General features: G+C 71.0%; 11 protein-coding genes. 7 read left to right on the top strand and 4 right to left on the bottom strand.

Features of this window, described 5'->3' with window-relative positions:
- Positions 1 to 5 precede the first annotated feature (5 nt).
- The 4 genes from DWV08_RS16035 to DWV08_RS16020 all read right to left on the bottom strand — a co-directional run bounded on the left by DWV08_RS16035 (position 6) and on the right by DWV08_RS16020 (position 5,038).
- A complete protein-coding gene (locus DWV08_RS16035) occupies positions 6 to 1,481 on the bottom strand; it encodes a serpin family protein (RefSeq protein ID WP_164740394.1) in 1,476 nt (491 codons plus the stop codon).
- A 379-nt stretch (positions 1,482 to 1,860) separates the two neighbouring features.
- Entirely contained in the window at positions 1,861 to 2,823 is a 963-nt protein-coding gene (locus DWV08_RS16030; RefSeq protein WP_115414728.1) for a carbohydrate ABC transporter permease, read from the bottom strand.
- Positions 2,820 to 3,704, bottom strand: coding sequence for a carbohydrate ABC transporter permease (locus tag DWV08_RS16025; protein WP_115414727.1), 885 nt, complete (start codon positions 3,702 to 3,704; stop codon positions 2,820 to 2,822). The genes DWV08_RS16030 and DWV08_RS16025 overlap by 4 nt, the downstream gene beginning before the upstream one ends.
- Entirely contained in the window at positions 3,701 to 5,038 is a 1,338-nt protein-coding gene (locus tag DWV08_RS16020) for an ABC transporter substrate-binding protein (protein ID WP_115414726.1), read from the bottom strand. Before DWV08_RS16020 ends, DWV08_RS16025 begins: the two co-directional genes overlap by 4 nt.
- Before the next feature lie 260 nt (positions 5,039 to 5,298).
- Between DWV08_RS16020 and DWV08_RS16015 the strand changes: the two genes are divergently transcribed.
- The 7 genes from DWV08_RS16015 (at position 5,299) to DWV08_RS15985 (ending at position 13,672) form a co-directional block, all read left to right on the top strand.
- On the top strand, positions 5,299 to 6,795 hold the full coding sequence (locus tag DWV08_RS16015; RefSeq protein WP_115414725.1) for a S10 family peptidase: 1,497 nt from the start codon (positions 5,299 to 5,301) through the stop codon (positions 6,793 to 6,795).
- A 46-nt stretch (positions 6,796 to 6,841) separates the two neighbouring features.
- Positions 6,842 to 8,677: a glycoside hydrolase family 15 protein gene (locus tag DWV08_RS16010; RefSeq protein WP_277601787.1), complete on the top strand. Its 1,836-nt coding sequence runs from the start codon at positions 6,842 to 6,844 to the stop codon at positions 8,675 to 8,677.
- A 217-nt stretch (positions 8,678 to 8,894) separates the two neighbouring features.
- Positions 8,895 to 9,830: a carbohydrate ABC transporter permease gene (locus DWV08_RS16005; RefSeq protein ID WP_241237345.1), complete on the top strand. Its 936-nt coding sequence runs from the start codon at positions 8,895 to 8,897 to the stop codon at positions 9,828 to 9,830.
- Positions 9,831 to 9,840: 10 nt separating this feature from the next.
- The gene (locus DWV08_RS16000) at positions 9,841 to 10,791 is read left to right on the top strand and encodes a carbohydrate ABC transporter permease (protein WP_115414723.1); all 951 of its coding nucleotides are present in this window, start codon (positions 9,841 to 9,843) and stop codon (positions 10,789 to 10,791) included.
- Between the two features lie 54 nt (positions 10,792 to 10,845).
- Positions 10,846 to 12,153 (top strand): ABC transporter substrate-binding protein, encoded by a 1,308-nt coding sequence (locus DWV08_RS15995; protein ID WP_115414722.1) that lies wholly within the window; start codon positions 10,846 to 10,848, stop codon positions 12,151 to 12,153.
- 38 nt (positions 12,154 to 12,191) lie between these two features.
- Entirely contained in the window at positions 12,192 to 13,328 is a 1,137-nt protein-coding gene (locus tag DWV08_RS15990) for an ABC transporter ATP-binding protein (protein WP_115414721.1), read from the top strand.
- Positions 13,329 to 13,345: 17 nt separating this feature from the next.
- Entirely contained in the window at positions 13,346 to 13,672 is a 327-nt protein-coding gene (locus tag DWV08_RS15985) for a DUF3870 domain-containing protein (protein WP_115414720.1), read from the top strand.
- Positions 13,673 to 13,730: the final 58 nt, after the last annotated feature.

Raw genomic sequence — 13,730 nt, 5'->3', positions numbered from 1 at the left:
TGGGCTCAGCGGGTCTGCGTCGGGTCCCCGATCCAGCCCACCACCAGCGGTGCCAGCGACTCCCGGTGGTAGGCGACCACGAGGAACGGGGAGTCCAGCACCAGCTCCTGGTCCGGGACCTGCGCCGAGGTCTCCACCGCGGTCACCGCGGTGGCGGCCGCGGCCTCCATCCCGTTCTCGTCCACCGTGAGCACGGCCTTCTGCACCACGGCGTCGATCATCAGCTCCGCCTGCCCCGTGATGCCGGAGAAGTCCGCCCCGGCGGTGAACGCGTCGGTCATGCCGAGCCCCTCGAGCAGATCCTTCAGGGAGTACTCCGCGTCGATGTCCACGGCGGGGACGCTCAGCGCGACGGTGGCCGAGGACTCCTCGAGCCCCGCGAGCACGGCGCCGAGTCCCGGCCCCGCGGCGCCCGCGCCTTCGGGATCGCCGGCCGCGTCGGCCGCGTCGGCCCAGGCCGTGAGCACGTCCGGGAGGTCCAGGACGGGCTGCACCAGGGCGAGCGCCAGCTCCTCGCCGTAGGTGTCCAGGGAGGTGGCGCGGCACACCTCGTCCTCGTACCAGGTGGCGGTGCTGCCGTGGAGCATCTCGCAGCTGCGCTGCTCGCCGCCGGCGGTGGTGAAGCGGCCGCCGGCCACCGTGAGCGGCTCCTGCCACGCGGCCTTGAGGTGGAGGGCGTTGACGAGCACCAGGCGGGTGCTGGGCGTGAGGATCTGCTCGGGCAGCAACTCCTCGATGAGGCCCTCGGTGGACTCCTCCACCCATCCGTTGATCTCCTCGCGGGCCGCCTCTCGCGCGGCATCATCGGCGAAGTCCGCCTCGAACACGCCGCTGCCGAACCAGGTGGCGAGATCCTCGAGGAACGCCTGCTCCACCTCGAACCCCTGCTGCAGCCAGGTGGCGTTGACCAGGGAGGCGGTGGCCGGCTCGGGGTCCTCCTCGGTGCCGCCCTCCCGCTGCGCCTCCCCCACTGCGGCGAGCGCGGTGGAGAGCGTGTTGGCGGTCCCGGCGAGCGCGTCCATGTCGCCGCCGAGCACCTCCTCCATCTGGGTGCGGGTCTCCCCCGCCGCGCCCATGCCGATCATCGTCAGCGCCACCTGGGCGGACAGCGGCGAGCACACCGCATTGGTCTCCGCCCGGTCGAGCGCGCCGAGCATCCGGGCGGTGAAGGGCACCACCGGCTCGCCCGCGCCCGGCACGGGGCCCGGCTCCGCCCGCGGCAGCTCCGCGGCGAGATCCGGGCCGTCCCCGCCCGGCTCCCCACCGCCGCAGCCCGCGAGGCCCAGGGCCGCCAGTCCGGACACCGCCAGCGGCAGCACGGCCCCGCCACGCAGCACCGCACGACGGGCCGGGCCTGCGGGTGGCGGCGCGACGGGAGGGGTGCCCGTGGACGGGGACGCTGCCCTCGGGGACACGACGGCCGGGCGGGAGCGGGCCGCGTCGAAGAGGGCCGGGCGGGAGCGGGAAGAGGCCGAGGTCATGCGCCCATCCAACGGTGCCCCGGGCGCCGATGCAAGGGCTGCCGGTCGCCCGATGCCGGGGGTGCCGGACGCCGCCGGGCCGGAACGTGCCCAGAACGGATTGGCCGGAGCGTGCCCAGAACGGTTTTGCCCGCCTGACTTCCGTTCATGGAAGCCAGGCGGGCAAAACGATGAGAGGGCGGGCCGGGGATGGCGGGCCGGGCGGCCGGTGGCCTGCGGCGCGACGCCGGGCCGGAGCGTGCCCGGAACGGTTTTGCCCGCTGGGCTTCCGTCCATGGAAGCTCAGCGGGCAAAACCCTGAGGGGTGAGGTGGGCCGGCCGGGCCCAGGCAGGCAGGCCCAGCCCAGGCAGGCCGGCCCAGGCTTAGGCCGGCCCGGGGTCAGCCCTTGATGGAGCCCTCCGTGAGGCCGCCGCGCCAGAAGCGCTGCAGCACCAGGATGAGGATCGCCAGCGGGATCACCGACATCAGCGCGCCGCCGGTGGTGAGCTGGTAGAACTCGGGCAGGCGATCGGTCTGGGCCCGCCAGTTGTCCAGGCCCAGGGTGATCGGGTACAGCCGCTCGTCGGCCAGCATCACCAGCGGCAGCATGTAGTTGTTCCAGATCGCGACGAACTGGAACAGCAGGATCGTCACGATCGCCGGGGTGAGCTGCGGCAGCGCGAGCCGGTGGAACAGCCCCAGCTCGCCCACGCCGTCGATCCGGCCGGCCTCCAGCAGCTCGTCCGGCACGGCGGCGCTGGCGTAGATCGAGGCCAGGAACAGCCCGAAGGGGCTCACCAGCGACGGGATCAGCACCGACCAGTACGTGTTCGTGATCCCGATCGAGCTGAACAGGAAGAACAGCGGCAGGGCCACGGCGGTGCCGGGCACCAGCACGCCGCCCAGCACGAGCACGTACACGAAGCGTCGGCCCGGGAAGCGGTACTTGGCCAGCGCGTAGCCGGCCGCGGTGGCGAAGTAGGTGGCGAGCACGGAGCCCACTCCCGCGTACAGCACGGAGTTCAGGCCCCAGCGCGGGAAGATCCCGTCGTTGGCGCTGAGCACCGAGCGGAGGTTCTCCACCAGCTGGAAGCTCTCGCCGAACCAGAACCCGCTGGTGCCGAAGAGGTCCTCGGTGGACTTGGTGGCGTTGATGACCACCCAGTACACGGGCACCAGGAAGTACAGGGCGACGATCACCAGGATCGCGGTGACCAGGATGGTGGTGGTGGGCTTGCGGCCGGCGTCGCGGGCCCCAGTGCGGGACTCGGCGGCGGCGCGCCGGGAGGCGGCCCGTCGGCGCCCGGAGGCCGCGTCGGCATCGGGGCGGGCGGTGTCGTGGGTGGGGTGCGAAGTGGTCATCGGCGCTTCTCCGTCCAGGAGGAGACTCCCAGCGCGATCGCCGAGAGGAGGAAGGCGGAGACCGCGATGATCACGGCCTGCGCGGCCGCCATGCCGATGTCGTTGTACTGGAACGCGAAGGCGTAGGCGGACATGTTCGGGGTGTACTCCGAGGTGATCCCGGAGCTCATGGTCTGCAGCAGACGCGGCTCGGCGAACAGCTGCAGGGTGCCGATGATCGAGAAGATCACCGTGAGCATCACGGCCGGGCGGATCAGCGGCAGCTGGATCGAGGTGGCCACGCGCACGGCGCCGGCGCCGTCGATCTTCGCGGCCTCGTACAGCTCACCGGGGATCGCTTTGAGCTGGGCGATGATGATGAGCATGTTGTAGCCGGTGTAGGTCCAGGTGACGATGTTCGCGATCGACCACAGCACCGCGTTCGGTCCCAGGAAGTCCACGTCGAGTCCCACCAGCTGCAGCACGTCCACGATCGGCGAGAGGCCGGGGATGTACAGGAACGACCACAGGATCGTGGCGATCACGCCGGGGATCCCGTAGGGCAGGAAGTAGGTGGCGCGGAAGAAGCCGGGCCACTTCGCGTTCGCGCTCTCCAGCAGCAGCGCGAGCACCACCGCGGCCACGATCATCACGGTCACCTGCACCACGCCGAACAGGATCATGCGCCCGATCGACTCCACGAAGTTCACGTTGGAGAGGGCCTTGACGTAGTTGTCGAATCCGGCGAAGGAATTGGTGATCCCGCCCTCGCCGAGCAGGCCGGAGCGCTCGACGGAGCTGAAGGAGTACCCGATCGCCATCACGATCGGCACGATCATCGTGCCGATGAAGACGACCAGGAACGGTGCCAGCAGGATCCAGGGGGCTGTCTTGGACCTCATCGTGCCTCCTCCGCGTTCAGTCCCATCTCTCGCATGATCTCGACGATCCTCGTCTGCGTGGCGGGGAGCATGTCCACCAGCGGAACCTCCCCGGTGACGGCGGTGGTCATGCCGTCGCCCACCATGGCGGCGGCGCGCTGCATCATCGGCGCCCAGGTCCAGTCGAGGTTCTGGCCCTGCGCCATCGGCAGGATCACCTCCTCGTTGTAGTTCTGGCCGGAGAAGAACTCCGAGGGCTGGCGGCGCACTTCGCCGATGTAGTCCTTCGCCGGCGACCAGCCGATGCCGGAGTACTCGATCATGGCGTCGATCCCGGCCGGGTCCGAGCACATCCAGGTGACGAACTCGAGCGCCTCGGCAGGATGCTGCGAGTTCGACAGGATCGCGGCGGAGGAGCCGCCGTGCGCGCCGGAGGCGACACCGCCGTCGGGCCAGGTGGGCATCGGGGCGACGGCCCACTTGCCCTCGCCGCCCGGCACAGACTGGATCAGGGCGTCGGACCAGGAGCCGGAGATCGTGGCCAGCACGTTCCCCTCGCCGGCGGCGGCCATCCACGGGGTGGAGAAGGAGCCGTAGCCGGTGCCCACCAGGCCGTCGGCGAGGATCTGGTCCCAGAACTCCGCGACCCGCATCGAGGCGTCGCCGGTCATGTCCACGATCCAGCCGTCGCCCTCGGGGCGGAACCACACCGCGCCGGACTGCATCACCCAGGAGATGAGGTACGAGCCGTCGGAGGGGTCGAGGGTGATGAGGTTCTTGCCGGCCTCGGAGACGATCCCGGCGGTCTCGCGGAACTCCTCCCAGGTGGCCGGCGGGGTGAGCCCCATCTCGCCCTCGAGCACCTCGCGGTTGTAGAAGGTGGCCACGGGGCCGGTGTCCTGGGGGACGGCCCAGTAGGAGTCGCCCACCTTGACCTGGCTGAGGGCGCCGGGGTCGAAGGCGTCGACCTGGGAGCCGAAGTCGTAGCGGGTGAGGTCCACCAGGGCGCCGGCGAGCGCGAACTCGGGCACCTGGCGCAGCTCCACCTGGGCGATGTCGGGGCCGCCGCCGGCGGAGACGGCGGAGAGGATCTTCGCGTAGCCGCCGGTGTTGCCGCCGGGGATCCAGGTGGTCTCTACACGGATCCTGTCCTGCTGGGCGTTGAAGACGTCGGCGACCTTCTGGAGGTCCTTCAGCCAGGCCCAGTAGGTGATGGTGACCGGGCCGTCCGCGGGCGGGATCGCGGCCTGGTCGTTGACTCTGCCGGGATTGGGGGGCGCGCAGGCGGCGAACCCGCCGAGCACCCCCGCTCCGGCTCCGGCCAGCGCAGTGCGCCGGGTCAGGTGTGGCGTCATCGCTCTCCTGTGTCCTTCCTCGTCGTCGAGTGTCCGGTGAGCGTACTCGGGGGAGCAGGCGTCGCGGCACAGAATAGTTCGCGCTCACTAATCAGAGGTCGTGAACGTTCACGGTTCGTGACTCTAACCCACCCGCGCCCCTCTGCCCACCCCATGACCGATTCTCGGCCGACCCGACCGGCGCGGTGCCTCCCCCGCACCCGCCCCGCCGCCCCTCGCATAGCATCGAGGCCGACGCCGGATCCGACGAAGGAGCACGAGTGACCGCCCAGCCCACCTCCCCCGCCCCCGAGACGCCGGCCGGCCAGGCCGCCGCCGAGACGCCCGAGGACCACCTGGTCACCACCCTCCACTCGCTCGACCTGCCGGAGGGGACGCTGGACTACACGGCCACCGCCGGCACGGTGGTGCTGCGCGAGGAGCCCGAGGGCGAGGAGTACGGGCGCGGCAAGGCCTACGCGGAGCTGTTCTCCGTCAGCTACCTCGCGCAGAACACCGGGGAGACCCAGCGCCCGGTGGTGTTCGCGTTCAACGGCGGGCCGGGGGCGTCCACGGTGTGGCTGCACCTGGGACTGCTGGGGCCGCGCAGGGTGGACTCCGGGGACGCCGGTGCGCCGGCCGCTCCCCCGCACCGCCTGCTCGACAACCACGAAACGATCCTGCAGGTCGCCGATCTGGTGGTGGTGGACGCGATGACCACCGGCTACTCGCGCCCGGCGCCCGGGCAGAAGCCCGCCCGCCACCACGGGCTCGCCGAGGACCGCGACCTCATCGCCGCGTTCGTGGTGGACTGGCTCACCCGCCACCAGCGCTGGACCTCCCCGGTCCACCTCGCGGGAGAGTCCTACGGCACCACCCGCGCCTCCGCCGTGGCGGCGCGCCTGATGGACCGCTACTACCTGGCCGTGGCGGGGATCGTGCTGATCTCGCCGGTGCTGGACTTCGGCACCATCGTGTTCTCCGAGGGCAACGACCGCCCCTACCTCCACTACCTGCCCACCTATGCGGCGATCGCGCACGCGCACGGCAGGCACGAGGAGCGCATGCTGCAGGACGTGGTGGACGAGGCCGAGGCCTTCGCCGAGCAGGAGTACCCCGCGCTGCTCGCGGCCGGACTGCGCCTGGCGCCGGCCCAGAAGCAGGAGGCGGCCGCCCGGATCGGCGCCCTCGTCGGCGTGGACCCGGAGTGGGTGGAGCGTGCGGACCTGCGCATCGAGCACATGGCCTTCCTCGCCGAGCTGCTGCGGGACCGCGGCCTGGTGACCGGGCGGATCGACGGGCGCTTCACCGCCCCGGCCGGGAACGGGAACGCCGCGAGGATGGAGACCGACCCCTCGATCGACCAGCTGGCGCCCTCCTACACCGCCGCCATCAACCAGTATCTCGGCACCGAGCTGGAGTTCTCCTCGGACGTGGTCTACGAGATCATGTCCGGCCGGGTGCATCCGTGGAGCTACAAGGACTTCGAGAACCGCTCAGTGGAGGTCGCCTCGGACCTCGCCCGCCTGCTGCGGAAGTCCCCGCACACGCGGGTGCTGGTCTCCCACGGCTACCACGACGCCGCCACGCCCTTCCACGCCAGCGAGCACGTGCTGGCGCAGCTGGCGATCCCGCAGGAGGACTACGAGCAGCGGATCCGCATCGAGTACTACGAGGCGGGGCACATGATGTACTGCCACGAGCCCAGCCGCCTCGCGCTCTCGCAGCACCTGCGCGAGTTCGTCACCGGCGCGGGCGAGGAGCCCGAGCAGGACTGACCCGGACGTTCGCCCCGCCCGCACCCACCCCGCACGGCGTGATGGACTGGGAGGCATGACCGCACCGCTGATCGAGGACCACGCGCTGCTCTCAGACCAGCGCACCGCCGCGCTCGTGACCCGGGAGGGGGACGTGGACTGGCTGTGCATGCCGCGCTTCGACGCCGACGCGCTGCTGTGCGCGCTGCTGGGCGACGCCTCGCACGGGCACTGGTCGCTGCGGATCGCCGACGGGGAGGTGCTCGCGCGCCGGTACCTGCCCGGCACGATGGTGCTGGAGACCACCTGGCGCTCCCCCACCGGCACCGCCGTGGTCACCGAGTTCCTGCCGCTGGACCCGACCGGCGGCGACGGCGCCACCACCCTCGCCGGGGACGTGGAGGACCGCTCCGACCTGGTGCGTTCGGTGACCTGCACCGACGGTGAGGTGGAGGTGGTCCAGGAGCTGCTGCTCCGCTTCGAGTACGGCCAGGTGGTGCCGTGGGTGCGGCGCGGCGAGGACCGCGACGGGCGCGGTGCGCTGATCGCGGTGGCCGGCGGGGACGCGGTGTGCCTGCACGGCCCGGCGCTGCAGGCCGACGGACGCGCCCACCGCGGCCGTCACCGCCTGTCCGCCGACGAGAGCGCCGACTGGGCGCTCACCTGGTACCCGTCGTGGCGGGAGGTACCGGCCGCACCGCAGGTCGCGGCGGCCCTGGCGGAGACCACCCGGCACTGGTCCCACTGGCTGGGCCAGGTCCGGGTGGAGGAGGAGTACGCGGAGCCGGTGGCCCGCTCGCTGCTGGTGCTGCGCGCCCTCACCCACCGCCGCACCGGCGGCATCGTGGCCGCGCCCACTACCAGCCTGCCCGAGGACTTCGGCGGGGTGCGCAACTGGGACTACCGCTTCTGCTGGCTGCGCGATGCGGCGCTGTCGCTGGAGGCGCTGCTGGCGCACGGGCACGTGGAGGCGGCCTCGTCCTGGCGCGACTGGCTGCTGCGCGCGATCGCCGGGGACCCGGAGCGGCTGCAGATCATGTACTCGCTCACCGGGGACCGGAACCTGCCCGAGCGGGAGCTCCCGCACCTGCCCGGCTACGAGGACTCGGTGCCGGTGCGGATCGGGAACGGCGCGGCCGCCCAGTACCAGGCGGACGTGGTGGGCGAGGTGATGATCGCGCTGGAGAGGATGCGCGAGGCGGGCCTGGAGGAGACCCGCTGGTCGTGGCCGCTGCAGAAGGCGCTGGTGCGCTACACCGCCCGCCGCATCGACACCCCCGACCAGGGCATCTGGGAGATGCGCGGGGAGCCGGCGTTCTTCACCCACGGCCGGGTGATGGTGTGGGCGACCTTCGACCGCGCCGTGCGGGCGGTGCAGGAGCACGGCCTGCCCGCCGACGCGGAGGAGCTCGCGGAGTGGGAGCGGCTGCGGGACCGGGTGCGCGAGGAGGTGCTCGCCCGCGGGGTGGGGGCCGACGGGGCGTTCGTGCAGACCTACGGCAGCACCGAGGTGGACGCCTCGCTGCTGCAGATCCCGCACACCGGCTTCCTGCCGGCCGACGACCCGCGGATGCTCGCCACCGTGGCCCGGATGGAGCAGGACCTGCGCACCGAGGACGGGCTGATCCTGCGCTACCGCACCCAGGGGCAGGACGGCCTGCCCGGGGACGAGCACCCTTTCCTGGTGTGCTGCTTCTGGCTGGTGGAGCAGTATGCCGCCTCCGGCCGGCGGGACGAGGCGGCGCAGCTGATGGAGCGCCTGCTGGCCTCCGCGAACGATCTGCACCTGCTGGCCGAGGAGTACGACGGCACCGCGGGGCGGATGGCGGGGAACTTCCCGCAGGCGTTCAGCCATCTGGGGCTGATCCGCGCGGTCGACGCGCTCACCCGCGCTGCTGGCTGACCGGCACCGTCGGCCGCGCGGCGCGACCGTCGGCCCGCGGCCCCGCTGCAGGCAGTCCGCCCTGCCGGGTACCCGCACCACCCCGGTGACCTGCACGCCTGTCCATGATCGGGCCTGCGCCGCGATGTGAGCCACGCCTCCCCCGTCCCGGGCCGGGTTCATCTGGACGTCACCTGGACGCCAGAGCGACTCTCCCTGACCGGGTTACGTTGCCTGCGTGACCACACCAGCGATCCCCGGGCTCGAGCGCCGTCCCGACACCGAACCGGTGGCGCGCTCGCGCAGGCTCGACTGGCGGCAGTTCGCCCTCGCCGCGGTGCTCATCGTGCCGAACATGGTGCTGCTGGGCCTGTTCACCTACCGCCCGCTGATCGACAACTTCCGCATCTCCTTCTACCACTGGAACATCTCCTCCCCCACGATGACGTTCGTGGGGCTGGACAACTACGTCGAGTGGTTCACGGACGAGACCAGCTGGCAGATCATGCGCAACACGCTCGTGTTCACGCTGGTGGCAGTGGTGGGCTCGATGGTGATCGGGCTGGCGCTGGCGATGCTGCTGGACCAGCACCTGCGCGGCCGCAACCTGGTGCGCACGGCGGTGTTCGCGCCGTACGTGATCTCCGGCGCGGCGATCGGCGTGGCCTTCCAGTTCGTGTTCGACCCCGGGTTCGGCCTGGTGCAGGACCTGCTGGGCCGGGTGGGCGTGGAGAGCCCGAACTTCTACCAGCACTCCGGCTGGGCGCTGTTCATGATCACCACCACCTACGTGTGGAAGAACCTCGGCTACACCTTCGTGATCTACCTGGCCGCGCTGCAGGGACGGCGCACGGACCTCGACGAGGCCGCGGAGATCGACGCCACCGGCGCCTGGCGGAAGTTCTGGCGGGTCACGCTGCCGCAGCTGAAGGGCACCACCTTCTTCCTCTCGGTGACGGTGCTGCTGAACTCGTTCCAGGTGTTCGACGTGATCCAGGTGATGACCGCCGGCGGCCCCTTCGGCACCGGCACCACCACGCTGATCTACCAGATCTACCAGGAGACCTTCGTCAACAGCCGCGCCGGCTACGGCGCCGCGGTGGCCTCGATCATGTTCCTGCTGGTGCTGATCGTGACGCTGGTGCAGGTCAAGCTGCAGGACAAGCAGGAGTGAGGGCGAGCTGATGACCACCACCGATCAGGTGCGCCACGCCCTCCCGCCCACCCCCGGCACGGGGCCCGGCACGGAGGACGCCCCCGCGCTCACCGCGGCGCAGCGCCGCCGCGCCGCCCGCCGCGGCCTCGCCTTCCAGGGCGGGAGCGGCGCGCGGATCCTCGGCTACGCCGGCATGGTGCTGGCGCTGCTGCTGTTCTTCGTGCCGCTGTACTTCATCGTGATCACCTCGCTGAAGACGCAGGGCGACATCTACTCCGATCCGATCTCCTGGCTGCCCAATCCCTTCGCACCGGAGAACTACTCCTACGTGCTCTCCGAGGTGCGGTTCGACCGCTACCTGCGCAACTCGATCATCATCACCGCGATCCTCACCGTGGTGCAGGTGGCGCTCGGCGTGCTGTGCGCGTACGGTCTCGCCTTCCTGCGCTTCCCCGGGCGGAACCTGGTGTTCCTGCTGGTGATCGCCTCGCTGATGGTGCCCAACCAGGTCACGGTGATCTCGAACTACGCGCTGGTGGCCAGCTGGGGCTGGCGCAACACCTTCCAGGGCATCATCGTGCCCCTGGCCGCGGTGGCCTTCGGCACCTTCCTGATGCGCAACCACTTCCTGTCGCTGCCCAAGGAGGTGATGGAGGCCGCGGAGCTGGACGGCACCGGCTTCGGCCGCACCCTCTTCCGGGTGGTGCTGCCGATGTCCTGGCCCACCCTGGTCGCGTTCACGCTGATCACGGTGGTCACGGAGTGGAACCAGTACCTGTGGCCGTTCCTGATGTCGGACACGGACGCCGTGGCCCCGCTGCCGATCGGCCTCACCCAGCTGCAGGACAACGAGGGCCTGACCAACTGGGGCCCGGTGATGGCCGCGACGGTCCTCACCACCCTGCCGATGCTCGTCATCTTCCTGATCCTGCAGAAGCAGATGATCAAGGGCCTGACCGCCGGGGCCGTCAAGGGCTGACCTCGCCCTCCCCGGATCCGCACGACCCCCGCACCTCATGAATGGGAGACCCGCATGACCTTCTCACGACGCTCGCTCCTCGGACTGGCCGGCGCCGGTTCCGCCGCTCTCGCCCTGGGCGCCTGCGCCGGCGGGGAGACCTCCGCCGGAAGCGGCGGCGGAGGCGAGGAGGGTGACGGCACCATCCAGTTCTGGTCCAACCACCCCGGCAGCTCGAAGGACGTCGAGCAGGCGATCATCGACCTCTGGAACGAGGAGAACCCGGACACCCCGGCCACGCTGGTCGACGGCGGCGCCAACTACGAGGAGCTGGGGCAGAAGTTCAACGCCGCCCTGGCCGGCGGCGGGCTGCCGGATCTCATCGTCGCCTCGGACGTCACCTGGTTCAACTTCGCCTTCACCGGGGCCACCACCCCGCTGGACGACCTGTGGACCGAGGCCGGCGTCGACGCCGACGACATCGTGGACACGCTGCGCGAGGACTACAACTACGACGGCAAGCACTACGGCATGCCGTTCTCCCGCTCCACCACGCTGATGTACTTCAACTCCGACGTGCTGGGCGAGGCGGGTCTGCCCACGGACCGCGGCCCGGAGACCTGGGACGAGTTCGCCGAGTGGGCGCCGCGGATCATGGACGCCAACGGCGGGCAGCCGGCGCTGGTGGTCCCCGACGGCTCCAACTACCTCGACTGGTACTTCCAGGGCATGATCTGGACCTTCGGCGGCGCCTACTCCACCGAGTGGACCCCCTCCTTCACCGAGCAGGGCTCCCTGGACGCGGCCACCTTCCTGCAGGAGCAGGTCGCGGCCGGGCACATCCAGATCGCGGCCGACGCGAACAACACCTTCGCCATCGGCAACGCCTCCGGCCTGCTGCAGTCCACCGGCTCCCTGGGCGGTCTCACGGACTCCGCGGAGTTCCCGTTCCTCACCACCTACCTCCCCGGCCCCACGCCGGGCGCCTGCACCGGTGGTGCGGGCGTGGCGGTGCCGGACGGCATCAGCGACGAGCGCAAGGTCAACGCCGTGCGGTTCGCGGACTTCCTCACCAACACCGCGAACACGATCACGTTCAGCCAGGCCACCGGCTACATGCCGGTGCGGAAGTCCGCCCTGGAGGATCCCGAGGAGGCGACGTACCTCGAGGAGAACCCCAACGCCATGACCGCGATCCGGCAGCTGAACGAGAACACCGCCCCGCAGGACAACGCGCGCGTGTTCGTCTCCGGCGGCGGCCAGCGGATCGGCGCGGGCCTGGACCGCATCGCCATCGGCGGCGAGGACGTCGCCGCCGTGATGGAGGACCTGCAGAACGAGACCCAGGAGGTCATCGACCGGGACATCACCCCCAACCTGTGACGTCCCGTCCCACCCCCTGAAGGAGCACGAGGAACACCATGGCCACCGTCGAGTACCAGCAGGCCTCCCGCATCTACGACCCGTCCCGTCCGCCCGCCGTCAACCGGATCTCCCTCACCGTCGCCGACGGCGAGTTCCTGGTGCTGGTGGGCCCCTCCGGGAGCGGGAAGTCCACGGCGATGCGCATGCTGGCCGGTCTCGAGCCGATCGACGAGGGCTCGGTGCACATCGACGACGTGGACGTGTCCGAGATGCGCGCCCGTGACCGCGACGTGGCCATGGTGTTCCAGTCCTACGCCCTCTACCCCAACATGACCGCCCGCCAGAACATGGCCTTCGCCCTGCAGAACCTCAAGCTGCCCTCGGCGGAGATCGACGCGCAGGTGAAGCGGGCCGCGGCCATGCTGGAGCTGGAGCCGCTGCTGGACAAGAAGCCCTCGCAGATGTCCGGCGGGCAGCGTCAGCGGGTGGCGATGGGCCGCTCGATCGTGCGCAACCCGAAGGTGTTCTGCATGGACGAGCCGCTGTCGAACCTCGATGCGAAGCTGCGGGTCTCCACCCGCGCCCAGATCGGGGAGCTGCAGCGGGAGCTGGGTGTGACCACGGTGTACGTCACCCACGACCAGACCGAGGCGATGACGATGGGCGACCGCGTGGCGGTGCTGCGCGACGGGGTGCTGCAGCAGGTGGACGAGCCCACCCACCTCTACGACCACCCGGGCAACACCTTCGTGGCCACCTTCATCGGCTCCCCCGCGATGACGCTGCTCGACGGCGCCCGGATCGACGCCGAGGGGCGCGCCCGCCTCGCCGACGGCCACGGCCCGGCCCTGCCGCTGCCGCGGGAGCTGCGCGCGAGGGCCGACGACGAGGTGATCGTCGGCGTGCGCCCCGAGAACTGGGAGATCGCCGCGGTGGGCGAGAACGCGGGGAGCGCGGACACGATCCCGCTGCGGGTGCGCCTGGTGGAGCGGCTGGGCGGGGAGGCGCACGTGCACTGCCGCCCGCTGGAGGGCGAGACCGTGGGCGCCTCGGTGCGCGGCGGACAGGTGGTGATGCGCCTGGTCACCGGGTTCCGCGAGCTCGAGGCGGAGATGGTGGTGCACGTGCGCCCCACCCCGGGCAGCTGCACCTTCTTCCATCCCGAGAGCGAGATCAACCTCGAGTACCTGTGAGCGCCTAGGATCCGTGCATGCCCACGACGATCTACCTCACCGGCGAGGCGAAGGCACCGCACAACAATCCGATCACGTCGCAGTGGGGGCTGTTCTTCATCGGCCTCGTGGTCGATACTGAGAGCCACGTCATACGGGCGGCGGACTGCACCGCCACCTTGACCCTCACGGTCGAGTTCGTGCGCGAACTGCTGGTGGGGCGGTCCCTGCTCGATGACGACGCCCTGGTGGGAGCGATCACCGACAGGTACCACGGCTCCTCGCAGCGGGCGCTGGCCGCCTCCGTGCGCAGCGCCGCCGCGAAGTACCGCGACTTGTCGGCCCTCCCGGAGCAGGCGACATAACCGCATACCCGCTGCCGCCCGCCCGGAACCTCACCGAACCGGATCCCGTCGGAAGCAC

It is taken from the genome of Brachybacterium saurashtrense (assembly GCF_003355475.1).
GTDB lineage: Bacteria > Actinomycetota > Actinomycetes > Actinomycetales > Dermabacteraceae > Brachybacterium > Brachybacterium saurashtrense.
This window is presented reverse-complemented; position numbering and strand designations above follow the sequence as displayed.

What these genes read in the sequence shown, in the direction of transcription:
- DWV08_RS16020 (WP_115414726.1), bottom strand. Translation starts at nt 5,038, where the DNA reads ATGACGCCACACCTGACCCGGCGCACTGCGCTGGCCGGAGCCGGAGCG.
- DWV08_RS15985 (WP_115414720.1), top strand. Translation starts at nt 13,346, where the DNA reads ATGCCCACGACGATCTACCTCACCGGCGAGGCGAAGGCACCGCACAAC.
- DWV08_RS15995 (WP_115414722.1), top strand. Translation starts at nt 10,846, where the DNA reads ATGACCTTCTCACGACGCTCGCTCCTCGGACTGGCCGGCGCCGGTTCC.
- DWV08_RS16000 (WP_115414723.1), top strand. Translation starts at nt 9,841, where the DNA reads ATGACCACCACCGATCAGGTGCGCCACGCCCTCCCGCCCACCCCCGGC.
- DWV08_RS15990 (WP_115414721.1), top strand. Translation starts at nt 12,192, where the DNA reads ATGGCCACCGTCGAGTACCAGCAGGCCTCCCGCATCTACGACCCGTCC.
- DWV08_RS16035 (WP_164740394.1), bottom strand. Translation starts at nt 1,481, where the DNA reads ATGACCTCGGCCTCTTCCCGCTCCCGCCCGGCCCTCTTCGACGCGGCC.
- DWV08_RS16030 (WP_115414728.1), bottom strand. Translation starts at nt 2,823, where the DNA reads ATGACCACTTCGCACCCCACCCACGACACCGCCCGCCCCGATGCCGAC.
- DWV08_RS16025 (WP_115414727.1), bottom strand. Translation starts at nt 3,704, where the DNA reads ATGAGGTCCAAGACAGCCCCCTGGATCCTGCTGGCACCGTTCCTGGTC.